Source organism: Duganella sp. AC917 (assembly GCF_979258245.1).
The window spans coordinates 4,848,695-4,861,287 of the sequence record NZ_OZ409848.1 but is presented as its reverse complement, the minus strand read 5'-3'; the positions used below and the strand labels follow the sequence as shown (position 1 = coordinate 4,861,287).

Annotated in this window: 8 protein-coding genes and 2 pseudogenes; 4 read left to right on the top strand and 6 right to left on the bottom strand. The window is 61.8% G+C overall.

Annotated elements, in window-relative coordinates:
- Positions 1-3: 3 nt before the first annotated feature.
- The 5 genes from ACZ0BA_RS21270 to ACZ0BA_RS21250 all read right to left on the bottom strand — a co-directional run bounded on the left by ACZ0BA_RS21270 (position 4) and on the right by ACZ0BA_RS21250 (position 6,819).
- Positions 4-1,584: a hypothetical protein gene (locus ACZ0BA_RS21270; RefSeq protein ID WP_463453162.1), complete on the bottom strand. Its 1,581-nt coding sequence runs from the start codon at positions 1,582-1,584 to the stop codon at positions 4-6.
- The gene (tssI, locus tag ACZ0BA_RS21265; protein WP_463453161.1) at positions 1,581-4,646 is read right to left on the bottom strand and encodes a type VI secretion system tip protein TssI/VgrG; all 3,066 of its coding nucleotides are present in this window, start codon (positions 4,644-4,646) and stop codon (positions 1,581-1,583) included. Before tssI ends, ACZ0BA_RS21270 begins: the two co-directional genes overlap by 4 nt.
- Positions 4,647-4,843: 197 nt before the next feature.
- Positions 4,844-5,632: a sterol desaturase family protein gene (locus ACZ0BA_RS21260; RefSeq protein ID WP_463453160.1), complete on the bottom strand. Its 789-nt coding sequence runs from the start codon at positions 5,630-5,632 to the stop codon at positions 4,844-4,846.
- Between the two features lie 107 nt (positions 5,633-5,739).
- On the bottom strand, positions 5,740-6,462 hold the full coding sequence (locus ACZ0BA_RS21255; protein ID WP_463453159.1) for a PEP-CTERM sorting domain-containing protein: 723 nt from the start codon (positions 6,460-6,462) through the stop codon (positions 5,740-5,742).
- Between the two features lie 51 nt (positions 6,463-6,513).
- Positions 6,514-6,819: a hypothetical protein gene (locus tag ACZ0BA_RS21250; RefSeq protein ID WP_463453158.1), complete on the bottom strand. Its 306-nt coding sequence runs from the start codon at positions 6,817-6,819 to the stop codon at positions 6,514-6,516.
- A 68-nt stretch (positions 6,820-6,887) separates the two neighbouring features.
- Here ACZ0BA_RS21250 and tssF point away from each other — a divergent pair, with 68 nt between their 5' ends.
- A complete protein-coding gene (tssF, locus tag ACZ0BA_RS21245) occupies positions 6,888-8,726 on the top strand; it encodes a type VI secretion system baseplate subunit TssF (RefSeq protein WP_463453157.1) in 1,839 nt (612 codons plus the stop codon).
- 37 nt (positions 8,727-8,763) lie between these two features.
- Positions 8,764-11,556: a type VI secretion system Vgr family protein gene (locus ACZ0BA_RS21240; RefSeq protein WP_463453156.1), complete on the top strand. Its 2,793-nt coding sequence runs from the start codon at positions 8,764-8,766 to the stop codon at positions 11,554-11,556.
- Here the strand turns inward: ACZ0BA_RS21240 and ACZ0BA_RS21235 are convergent.
- Positions 11,544-11,879, bottom strand: a pseudogene (locus ACZ0BA_RS21235) (helix-turn-helix domain-containing protein); the annotation flags it as partial. The gene ACZ0BA_RS21240 and the pseudogene ACZ0BA_RS21235 sit on opposite strands and share 13 nt — an antisense overlap.
- An 87-nt stretch (positions 11,880-11,966) precedes the next feature.
- Between ACZ0BA_RS21235 and ACZ0BA_RS21230 the strand changes: the two are divergent.
- Both ACZ0BA_RS21230 and ACZ0BA_RS21225 read left to right on the top strand, forming a co-directional pair.
- The gene (locus ACZ0BA_RS21230) at positions 11,967-12,188 is read left to right on the top strand and encodes a phospholipase D-like domain-containing protein (protein ID WP_463453155.1); all 222 of its coding nucleotides are present in this window, start codon (positions 11,967-11,969) and stop codon (positions 12,186-12,188) included.
- Positions 12,175-12,456, top strand: a pseudogene (locus tag ACZ0BA_RS21225) (IS3 family transposase); the annotation flags it as partial. The gene ACZ0BA_RS21230 and the pseudogene ACZ0BA_RS21225, both read left to right, overlap by 14 nt.
- Positions 12,457-12,593: the final 137 nt, after the last annotated feature.

The window sequence follows — 12,593 nt, the reverse complement described above, 5'->3', positions numbered from 1 at the left end:
TACCTATTTTTTACGTTTTTTTCCTGGCCCTGAACGAGGCGGCTTGCCACTGATTTTATACTCCGCTTCGGCCGCATCCAGATCGCTTTCGCCGAATTCGCGCTGAACGTCGTGACGACTATGATCGGCGGCATACTTCTGCGCTGCCGCCGGTTTGCTAATTAATCCCTCACTGATAATCTTTTCCATAGCGATAATGTGTTCGCCGGCTTGCAGGGGCGAAACCAAAAACACATGCCTCGAGTAGTTGGTACCATTTTTTAGCATGCGTACGCGATATTTCGAAAAGTCTTTCTGGATACGATCATGAATCCATATCCGACTCATCTGCATGACCAGACCCGGCTTAGAAGCACCGCCTTGGCCTGTCGTCCGCGGACCTGAACCGTTTTTTTGCCGTCGACCTGTCGCGCCTGTGGGGGCACTACCGGCAGCCTTTGCTTCACCCAGCATAGGCAATAATTTCGCGGCTGGGCTCATGCTGGCCTTTGCCTCAACAACGGCAAATTGGTGGGGGGGCGGGCGATTTGTCAGCCATAGAGAGTCTATGCCGTGAGTCAGTACATGTACGCTCGGCGTGCAAAGGTAAAGTGGAATCTCGTCGTCGTTAAGCTTTTTAAACTCGCTTTGCCAACCGGCGGTCTTTTTGCCAGGGCCGCCAATCATGTCATGCCGGTTCCAGCTAAGTCCCCAGCCTTTGTGCTCGATAACATGGTGGTCGACGATGTGCTCGCCCAGCAAGCCCTTAGCAGCGTTCTCCAATCCCTTGTAAGCCTGAAAAGCCGTGCGCTGCACCACGTTGGCGATTTTACCGGTAGTGGTACGCCCGTTCAGTCGCGGCTTGTCGGCCACCCGCAAATGACTATTGGCGCTTGCCCCCCTCGCCCCCGCCCCATGATGCCCACCACGCGGAATACTTCCAGCATTACTAGCCACCGTCATCACCACCGCCGCCGCATGCTCCCCCAACAGATCGGTGATGAACGCCTTGATATGCCCCGACGCCTCCCGTATCGGCGCAGCTAGCTGCCCGCGCATTCTCTTGATACCCGGCGAAACGTCGCGCGCCAATTGCTCCAGATGGTCCGGACACCACCAATGTCCCTGGCCGATATAGTCGAGCAGCGCGATGCAGCTCTCCAGCGCCATGTTGGCCTGCACGATCGCCGCCTGGGTGTTGCCGGCCCAGTCGAGCGCCTTGACCCACGCCAGCGCGCCGCCCTTTTTCTTCGACAGCATGCGCTCGATCATCGCCACGCCGCTGTTGACCGCGCCCTTGAGCGCCTTGCGTTCCTTGTAGAGCGGCTTGAACACGGTCTTGAACGCGCTGCCCACCTCCGGCACCACGCCAAAGGCGGCAAAGCCCAGATAAATCTTTTGATCGATGGTCGCCTTGGCAAAGCCGCCTTGCTTGTTGATCCGGTACAGGCTGCCTGAAACATCGCGCACGTCCATCACCTGGTCGACCACGGGGATCAACGAGATCAGGCCGCCGATGATCTGGGCCGATACCATCTGGTCCTCGTTGAAGTCGCCCATGATCAGGTCTTCGAGGAATTTCATGCAATCGTCGACGAGACTCATACCCACCCCTGACTTTGCTCGCGCAATTTGCGCTCGCGTTCCATCTCCGCGTCCATCGCGGCCTTGAAGTCCGGCTTTTTATACTCCGGCGTTTCTTCCTCCGGCGGCTTCCACGGACGCGGATCGTCGCCATACTCCACCACATACTCGCCCGGCGGCGTGCCGGTCAGCAAAGCGTGCCCCTTCTCATCCAGCTTGCCTTCACGCACGGTGCCATTCTCGAACGTGACCTTGTAGGCGGCGCCGGGGATTGGCGCCAGATCGTCGTAATGGAACAGGATCTCGATCGAGTTATCGAGATCGGCCGCCTGCGGCAAGGCCGGCAGCGCCGGTGTCGCACTCATCGGCCCCGCCAACTCCTTCATGCTGGCCTTGAACTCGATCTTGCCCGGCCCGTGCAGCTCGATGTTGCCGCCCTCAAGCTTGAGATGCGCGCCTTGCGCGGTCAGCCGCACATGCTCCTTGCCGGCCACGGTGATGCCCTTGGCCGTGCTGGCGACGGTGAGCGCCTTGTCGGCCGTCAGCCTGGTCTCGTCGGCTTGGCTCTGGCTGCTGACCTTGCCGCTGGCCGCGTGCAGGCGGATGCCGACCTCCTGGTTGGGCTTCTGCGCATTGGTCGCCTTGCCGTAGGTGAAGAACTTGATGCCTTCCTTCACGCTCGCGTAGCTGTTGCGCTGGGACGCCAAGTTGATATCGTGGCCGGCGGTCAAACTGGTGCCTGCTGCGCCTAGCACCGCGTTGGCCGGCGTGTTGGCTGCGATACCCGCCGGCGAACTCAATTGCAGATGCGGCTCGCTGTAGGCCGTCACGTCCGATTCCACCGCGCCCAGCACGTCCATGCTGCGCTTGAGCTGGGCGATGGCGGGCAGCGGCGTTGCCGGCCCGGTTGCGGGGGCCTTGCCGCCGACCGTCAACGTGCTGTGCTTCTGCGCCATCTCGTCGAGATCGGTTTGCAGCTGCACGCTTTCCTCCAGCTGCGTGATGGCCTCTTTCGAATCCATCTGGCTGCCGGTGGCGCTGCCGCGCGCGTCGGTCGATAGCAGAACACCTTTGCCGGCCCGCACGGCAATGCTGTGCTCGGTCTTAAGCTCGGCGCCGAAGCCGGCCGCCTTCAGCCGCTGGTTGTCGCTTTGATGCAGGAGGTGGCCGAGATTCAACTCAGCCGTGCCCTGGTGCGCTGTCGCATGTCTCTGTAGACCAAGACGTGATTGCCCCGGGCTGTCGTCGAACACCAACTGGTTATAGGCGCCGCTGCCGCCCTGACTGGACTGGATCGCCTGCGTCTTGATGCCCGACAGTGCCGCCGGGTGTGCGTGTCCGCCGGCCTCGCCGGGGAACCAGGCGGGCGCGTTGCCGGTCGCCACGCCGGCGCCGCCCGCCACCTGATTGTGCTGCGCGTCGGCCTGGCCGCGCCCATTGTAGACGGTGCCGAGCACCACCGGCCGGTCGATATTCCCCTCGAGGAAATCGATCAGCACCTCCTGCCCGATGCGGGGCAGGGCGCTGCTGCCCCAGTTGGCGCCGGCCACCGGCGCCATCGGCGTGGCCACGCGCACCCACGTGCCGGCCTGGTCGTCGCCGGGCGCGCCGGTGTGGCCGTCGGGCATCGGATGCGCCAGGCGGCTGTGGCTTTGCGCGCCGCGCTGCCAGTGGAACTGCACTTTGACCCGATGGTCGCGGTCGGTGTGGATCGGCGCGCCGGGCGGGCCGACCACGATGGCGGTCTGCTGCCCGTGAATGGTCGGACGTGGATGGAGCAGTTTGCCGTGCGCGTCCGTGCCGCTGAAGCGGTAGGGAATATTGCTGCGGATCGCATCGATACGGACTCGGTACAACGGCCGCTCGCCCATCGCTTTGCCCACCGCGTGCAGGCTGGTCTTCTCCTCCTTGCCGATCAGCGAATCGAGTATGCCTTCGCCGAGCCGCTGCATCAGGCTCGACTTCAGGTCCGCGCTGAGATTGTTGTGCATCAGGTGCACGGTGCGCACTACCAGGAAGCTGCGCTCGTCGTCGCTGCCGGCCAGATCGAACTGGGCCTGGCCGGTGAGGGCGAACGTGGTGCCAGGCGCAAGCGTGCGCACGGTGCCGGCACCGACGTGGACTTCCTTGCTGGCCTCGAACGCCTGCAACTGGTTGTCGGCGATGCGCTGGCCTTGCTCGCGCGACTGGTAGGCGTAGGCGCCGGGCGCGTCGCGGCTGACCAGCGGAGATCCGTCGCCGCCGTCCGCGCTGGCGGCGCTGACGGCGCGCGTGTCGAGCGAGCGATAGTCCCAGCTGCTCAGTTCGATGGTGTTGGTTTGCAGGCGCAGCTCGGTGCGCCAACGGTCCAGCGTGTCCTGTTTCATGGTGGCGCCGGGCTGGCTGAACGCGATGCTGGCCTGCGCGTTGGGCTTGAAGCTGCCATTGTGGTCGGCGATGACCATCATGTGGCTGCCCAGGCCGGGGCTGGCGGCATCGCCGCTGTGCTCGAAATAATCGAACAGGCCTTCCTCGTGCATCAGGCGTTTGGCGAAGGCGAGGTCGCTTTCCTGGTACTGGGTGATGATGCTGCGCTTGGGGTAGACGGCGCGGTCGAGGATGTCGAAGCGCCACGCCGGCACCAGCTTGCCCTGGCCCTGGTAGGCGTTAAAGACGGTGTCAAGGATGTCGAACACCGTCATGTCCTGGAAGATGCGGCTGTCGCGTCCGCGCGCGAGGAAGGCGGTCCAGGGTTCGACGGTGAGGTTGTAGCGGGCGAAGCCGCCGTTGGCGCCCGCCATGTCGATGGCGGTGACGTGGCCATGGAACGGCCGTAGCTGGTCGCGGCTGGCGGCCGTCATCAACTCCAGCAGCACCGGCTGGCCGATCAGCGACTTGAGCGGAATGGCGGCGTCGGTCGACAGCGCGGCGACCTTGAAGCTGAAGCCGATGCCGATGCCTTCCTCGCCGCGCACGCATTCGGCCAGCAGCACGTCGCCGCCGAGCGGCGTGGTGAGCTTGAGCAGCCGCGTGCCCTGCGAAAAACCGGCGAGCAAAGCGGACGGGTCGAACTCGCCTGACTGTGATGGAATCGGTTCTGACATGTGACTCACACTCCGATGCATGGCGCTGGGGAAACAGCGACTGACGTGATGCAATCCAAACAAGATTACACCTTAGAATTTGCATATTTACAAGAGTGATTTGAATCGTGCTCAGCTGTACTAGCGCATGGGGCACAAATCCCGTCACGCCAAACTGTGACGAGTTGATCTTGTCCGGCGTGCGTGAAAAATTGCGGTCAGACCGTCGGTGCGGACGGTTTGGGCGGCGTGTCGGCGATGCCGTAGGCCGACGGCCAGTTGTCCGGCAGGTGCCAGGTGCCAAACACCCGGTCCAGGAACGGTAGCGTGGAGGAAAAATTGCGGTCCAGCGGCGCGATGCTGGTATGGTGCCAGTGATGAAAGGCCGGCGTGGCGATGACCGATTCCAGCGGACCGAACCGCAACCGCAGGTTCGAATGGATGAAAAATCCCCACACCGTGCCAATGACGATCACCAGCGCCGGCGTGGCGCTACCGCCCGCGCTGGCGCCGGCTAGTCCGAGGATGTACAGCGGCGTCATGCCGAACAAGCGGGTGACGACCATGTCGACCGGGTGCGCGTGGGTATTGATCAGGAAGTACAGGTGGTCAGGCTTGTGGTGCACCGAATGGAAACGCCACAGCCAAGGCAAGCGGTGGCTCAGGCGGTGGCCCCAGTAAAAGCCGATTTCCGCGATCAGGAACGACAGCGGCAGCTTGACCGCCAGCGGCAGTGCGCCCAAGGCAGCCGGCAGTGCTGCCGGCAGCGCGGCATGCGCGCCGACGGCGACCACCGCCATCAACGCGCTCAGCACGGCCGCGGGGAGCAGGCTGTTGAGGAAGTATAGCCCGAGGTTGAGCGCCAGCGCGCGGCGCGGCAGGCGCGCCTTGCGCACCGCCAGCCAGCGCTCCAGCGGCACAAACACCAGCGATAACAGCGCCAGCCACAGACACAGCCGCCCCACGTTGACGGCGAAGGTCGGCATGTAGGCAAGAATGTGATTCATCGGTGTCGGGACTTCAGTGATGTGCACTTGCACCAACAAGAGCGCTCATGTGCGCAATGGAAAATGCCGGACGCGAACGCCCGGCATCGGTCATTGTCAATTCAGAATTAAGCTGCCTTGGCTTTGCGGCGGCGTGCGGCGAAGCCGACCAGACCCAGGCCAAGACCCAGCATGGCGAAGGTTTCCGGCTCAGGTACGGCGGAGGTCATCGACACGCCGTCGATCAGCGAGAACGGTGGAACGCCATTTGGCGTGCCTGCGGCCAGGAAGCTCAGCACTTCGCTGGCGCCGGTGGCCGTGAAGGTGAAGGTTTCTTTCTGCCAACCGGTAAAGCCGTGGTTGGCGTTGTTCTTCACGGCGGTCGACTGGGTCTGGTTGCCCAGGGAGACGTGCCACTGCTCGGTAGTCTCGCCCGAGTAGCCGGACTGCTGGGCGCCGGCCCAGTAGAAGCTCACGTTGTACTGCTGGCCGGCCGTCAGGCCATTGACCGTCTGCGACAGGGGGGCAACGCCGTACGCGCCGTCGGAGGCGACGAAATTGCCACCGACCGGGCTCGCTTGCAGTCCGTTGGACGCGCCGTTTTTCGGGCCCCACAGCTGCAGGTTGCCGTACTCGCCGGTCGTGCCGCCATTGTCCACGTTCGCGCCGTTGAACAGGAAGTTGTAGCCAGTGGTCGTCCAGCCAGCCAATTGATGGCCGCCCCAATTGATCTGGCCCTGGTCGCCGGATTCGAAATTGCCGTTGATGATCAGTTCGGTGGATGCGCCGGCGGCACCGCTGAACAGGGCAGCGGTCGCGGTTACGGCCAGCAACAAGGATTTGATACGCATATGAAAGCTCCAGAATCGTAGTAGCGGTCGTCCGGCCGCCGTCGGTCAGTGTTAACTATCCGGCATTATGCCCAAAATAGATGCCGCTAGGAATATTTTTATATTGTAAAGGATGTTGAATGATTTGGAATTTTGTGTCACGCGCCAGTTGGAATTTTCACTTTCGCTCGAACCAAGGTTGAAGGCACTCCGGGACAAATTGAGCGGTTCCGTTCGTGTTCGAGTAGTCACGAAACAATAAACGATGGCCGCTCTGGCATTGGCCGGAGCGGCCGCCGCGAGCAGTGTAGCGTTTTCGCCGTCCAGTTCGCCGCCTTGCGTCACCTCAAAAACACCCATCTCCCGCCGTGACATCATCGATCTCCTGTGCAGTCCGATCATTGCCTTCTGGCATTGAAGCTGCCCACTCTGTGATGGATGCCGCGATGGAAAAGCTACTGCCGCACTATGAACGGGAACTGAGCCAGCTGCGCCGTGACGGCGCCGAGTTCGCCGGCCGGTACCCCCAACTGGCCGGCAGCTTGCAAATACATGGCGAAACCTGCGCCGATCCCCAGGTCGAGCGCCTGTTCCAGTCTTGCGCCTTCCTCAACGCCCGCTGCGCCAAGCGGCTCGATGATGGCCACTCCGGCTTCACCGAATCGCTGCTCGGCATGCTGTACCCGCACCATTTGCGTCCGATGCCATCGTGCTCGGTCGCGCGCATCGACTACCGCGGCGCCCCGAAAAACTCGGTCAGCACCGTCACCGTGCTGCCGCGCGGCGCCGCCATGAAATCATTGGCACCCAACATCGTCAGCTGCGGCTTCCGCACCGTCTACGACGCCACGGTCGCCCCGGTCGCCATCGGCGCGGCATGGTTTGAACCGCACATTCAGGTGCCGTCGACGATCGCGCTGCCGCCCGACGCCAGCGCCGCGATCTGCATCACGATCGAAAGCACCGGCGTCTCGCGCGGCCTTGCGCTCCAGGGCCTGAGCACCATGCGCGTCTTCATCGAGGCCGACGCCACCCTGCGCGCCACCTTGCGCGACGCGCTGTTCATGCGCACCGCCTGCGCCTGCGTCGAGGCGGACGGCCAATGGCGCACGCTGGTCAAGCCGCCGATCGCGCCGGTGGGCTTCGCCGCCGACGAAGCGCTGCTGCCGGTCGCCCCGTCCGAACACGGCGCGTATCGCCTGCTCAGCGAGTACTTCGCCTTCCCGGAGAAATTCGACTTCTTCGACATCGATCTGGGCGCGCTGATCGCCGCCAGCCCGGCCGACTGCACCCGCCTGACGCTTCGCCTCGCGCTGGCAGGCGCGCGTCCCGCCACGCCCGCAGCGTGCGTGCTGCGCGCGCTGACCGAAGCTAACCTGGTGCTCGGCTGCACACCCATCATCAACCTGTTCGAAAAAGCGGCCAAGCCCGTGTTGATCCGCGCGACCGCCGCGCGCCGCAGCTACCCGGTGGTCCTGGATTCAATCGCTGCCAGCGACAGCGGGATCTACAGCGTCGACTCGGTGCAGCTGGTGAGAAAGCAGCAGCAGGGCAGCAGCATTCAGGAGTTCTCGCCGTTCTACGCGCTGCACCAGGGATCGTCCAGCGCGAAAGGCCGCTACTGGCTGGAGCACCGCGACGATCTTGGCGGCGGCACCGATCACGGCGTCTCGCTGACGCTAGTCGATCAGGAACTGGCGCCATTGCGGATGGACGACGGCACGGCATCGGTACAAGTCACCTGCACCAACCGCAACCTGCCGCAAAACCTGTTGTATGGACGGACCGACGGCGACCTGCGCTCGGTCAAATCCAGCGGCAACTTCCCGATCCGCATGCTGCGCCGGCCGACCCTGTCGCACCCGCAGGCGTCGCACGGCGACAGGCTATGGGGACTGATCGCCCATCTGTCGCCGAACCACCGCACGCTCACGCAGGAAGGCCTGCCCGCGCTGGCCGCGACGCTGCGCCTGTACGCCCAGCGCGACAACGCCACAGCCCAGCACCAGATCGAAGGCATCACGGGTTTGTCGCACCGCCCGTCCACGGCCTGGATGCGGACGGCCACCGACAGCGCCTATCTGCGCGGGATCGAAGTGACCGTCACCCTGAACGAAGCGACATACGCCGACACCGGCGTCCACGTCTTCGCCCAAGTGCTGGACCACTTATTTAGCCTGACCGTCCACTTGACCAGCTACACCCAGTTGGTGATCGTCTCGCAAGCGAGCGGCAAGGAAGTGCTGCGCTGCCCTCCGCGCAGCGGCGCTTTGCCGCTGGCCTGACCTTCCGCCACATCCGCCGCATACCAGAGGAGCAAACGTGGGACTCGATAACGATTTTTTCAGCTTCATGAACATGCCCAAGGAGCTGGTCACCTTCAACCGACCGATCCGGCTCAAGCTCGATCTGCCGGGCGGCATCAACGACGACATGCTGCTGCCGCAGCGCGTATTCGGCACCGAGACGCTGTGCGGCGGCATTGACTACCGCGTGCTGTGCGTCTCGTCCAACGCCACGCTGCCATTGAAGCAGCTGATCGCCGTGCCGGCCGCGCTGCAATTCGTCACCGACCAGGGAGATTTGCGCAACGTCTGCGGCATCGTCACCGAAGCCAGCTCCGGCGACAGCGACGGCGGCCTGGCCAGCTACCAGCTGGTGCTGCGCGACGCCTTGGCGATCCTGGAAAAGCGCATCAACACGCGCGTGTTCCGCCAGATGGACGAAGTGGAGATCGTGCGGCAGATTCTCTCGGAATGGCGGCAAAAAAGCTCCACGCTTGGCGTTTGCTTCATGGACGAAGTGGACGAAGCGTTCCATCTGCAGCAATATCCCAAGCGTGAATTCACCATGCAGCACAACGAATCGGACGCCGCCTTCATCCGCCGACTGCTCAAGCGCAGTGGCATCGGCTGGTACGTGCGCGCCGAGGCCAATGGCCAGGTGCCGACGCACACGCTGGTGCTGTTCAACAGCGCCGACAGCCTGCGCCAGAACGTCGCCGGCACCATCCGCTACCACCGCGACGCCGGCACCGAACAGCGTGACACGATCACCTCCTGGGGTGCGGTGCGCAGCCTGCAAGCAGGCGTGGTGACGCGGCACAGCTGGGACTACCGCTCTCTAGGCCCGGACTACATGATGGCGCAGACCAGCAGCGGCGTCGATCAGGGCGTGAGCGGCAACGAGCTGGCCGCCAGCCTGGATGACTACCAAGTGATGATGCCGCACGCCGGCGACGACGTCGACGACTTGTGCCGCCTCGGCAAACTACACATGTCGCGCCACGATTTCGAATCGAAATGCTTCCACGGCGAAGGCAGCGTGCGCGATCTGTGCGCCGGCGAGTACTTCACCTTGAGCGGGCATCCGGAGGTGGACCAGCACCCGCGCGAGGAGCGCGACTTCGTCGTCACGGCCTTGCAGGTGAACGCGCAGAACAGCCTGCCCAAGGCGCTGGCCGAGCGCGTGGAGCGAATGTTCTCGCGCAGCCGCTGGACGCAGGGCGCGCAGGAGCCGCAGATGCAGAAGGAGGTCGCGGACAGGATGGCCTCGGGCGCGCTGCGCATGCATATCCAGTTCACGGCTGTGCGGCGCGGCGTGAAGATCGTGCCGGCGTACGACGCGCGCACCGACCTGCCGCAGGCGCTAATGCAAAGCGCGATTGTCGTCGGGCCGAAGGGCGAGGAGGTGTATTGCGATCAGATGGGGAGGGTGAAGATTCGCTTTCCGGGTGCGCGGGCGGCGGATCATGTGCATGCGGATGGATCGGGTGCGGCGGGTGACGATAGCGACTCCGCCTGGGTGCGCGTCGCGTCGAATTGGGCTGGGAATGGGCCGGGTAGTGTGGAGCAATGCGGCACTGTTGGCCTGCCGCGCGTGGGGACGGAGGTGCTGGTTAACTTTCTGGGCGGTGACCCGGACAAGCCGGTGATCGTGGGGCAGCTGTACAACCAGCAGGCGCAGCCGCCGGCACTAAGCGACCAAGGCGATCTGCCCGGAAATCGTTACCTCTCCGGTATCAAGAGCCGGGAAATTAAGGGCACTCGAGCAAATCAGTTGCGACTTGATGACACCACTGGAGAAATTAGTGCCCAGTTGGCAAGTGATCATGGGCGAAGCGAGCTGAATCTGGGATTTCTGACGACGCCAAGGGACCACGGTGCGGGTAGCTTGAGGGGCGAGGGAGCAGAGCTGCGCAGTGATGACGCAGTCGCTATTCGGGGTGCAGAGGGTTTGTTGCTCACGGCGTGGAAGCGACTCGCTGGAGCAGACAAACAACTCGCGCGGGATGAGTTCTTGATGTTGCTTGATCAGTGCGCGGAGCTTGCACATTCATTGGGAGCATATGCGGAAAATCATCAAGCGCTCCCGATTGAAACCGATGAGCAAATGACACTTAAGGACGCCTTCAATAGCTGGGATACAGCCCCCTCCAAAGAACAGGCGGCTATTGCGATTACCAGCCCCGCAGGTATTAGTTTCGCGACACCAAAAGCGTGTGTTACCTACGCGGGAACTAGTTTAGATATGTTTTCAAGAGAGCATCTTCATGTTGGTGCTGGACAGAAAATGGTCCTTAATTCGGGCAAAGGCATGTCGCTGTTTGCCGAAGATGGTGGTCTTCGGGCCATTGCACACCGTGGACAACTTCTTTTACAGAGTCAGCACGGGGCAACTTCTATCAATGCGTCGACAAACATTACTTTCACAGCGACCGAGGGAAAGCTTACCGCGATGGCGAAAGAGATCATTCTTATCTCAGAAGATGGCTCATACCTAAAAATTGGAGGGGGGATCGAACTTGGGACCGGCAATAAAATTAATTTCCATGCCTCGAATTTTGAATTTTCTGGCAGCAAGAAACTAAGCACATCGCTGCCACGCTTCGCAGAATCTCGGGCTGAAAAAACAAAGGGATTGAAAATAGAGCTACAGGATACGGATGGTGAAACACCCAATCAAGAGCCGCTTAGCATCATCGCACATTCAGACGCCTCCGAACACGTTGCCGTATCGAACGGCGGATCGTGTTTGGTAGAGAATTTGCCAAGTGGCGGCTTCACAATATTTCAGACTGTTCGTTTGCTGGCCGGATTGACCCTCTCAGATTGACCCTCCCTCCAGGTCCTCGCGAACGCCGCGACCCTGTCGTAAGATCCCTCGAACCCCAATTCCTTTAGGTCCTCATGGATCTGTTTGAGCGTGCGCCGCTGCTTGCGCGACTTGGCCGCCTCGGTCTTGAGGAGCGCTGAAAGCTGGAATGCGTATTTGTCGATAGCGCGGGTGGAGCGCCGCTCAGCGTAGGCTGGCTCTATGGTTTCCGAGCGCAGGTAGCGCCGGACGGTGTTTCTGGAGATGCCCAACCGCCTGGCTATCTCTCTCAATGGGATCTGCTCGCGAATGTGCCAGCGTCGAATAATGCCTAGTAATGCCACGTCGATCACTCCAATTCCCCGCTCAATGTCATGAGCAGGATTGTGTCCTAAACGTGGGTCAGATTCGTTTGCAAATTATGCGGCAAAGTGGGTCATATTTCGCTGCAAATCAACACCAGAATCCTCTATGCACTGCAAGACGTTCCAGGCGCTAGAGTAGTGCCAAACAGCAGTGCGGGAACTTTTCATCCGAAGATCTATCTGTTTAAGACTGGGAACGAGTTCTCGTTAGTGCTTGGTAGCCCTAACTTTACGCGTGCCGCGTTCAGTGTGAATCACGAAGCAGCGCTGTTCATTGAGGGCGCATAGGCTGGAGCCAAGCATGAGCCGGCGTGGGAACTGTCACGATAATGCTGTCGCTGAAAGCTTCTTCCAGCTTCTAAAGCGCGAGCGCATCAAACGCAAGACCTATGCAACCAGAGACGACGCCAGGCAGGACATCTTCGACTACATCGAGATGTTCTACAATCCGAAGCGCCGTCACGGGTTTAATGACAGGCTTTCGCCGGCAGAGTTTGAGCGAAGGCATTTTGAACGACGCGCGGGTGTCTATCAGACTCGTGGCGATTCAGTTTGAGAAAGAACTCCTACCAAGGGGGGCGTATTATCGGGTCGGGTGGCTACTATCCAAAAGCCCTTATGACCCGATAACTTCTGAAATATTCGAGATCCAATAAAAAGTGATGGTACTTGGAATTAGAAAAGGCTCCGTGT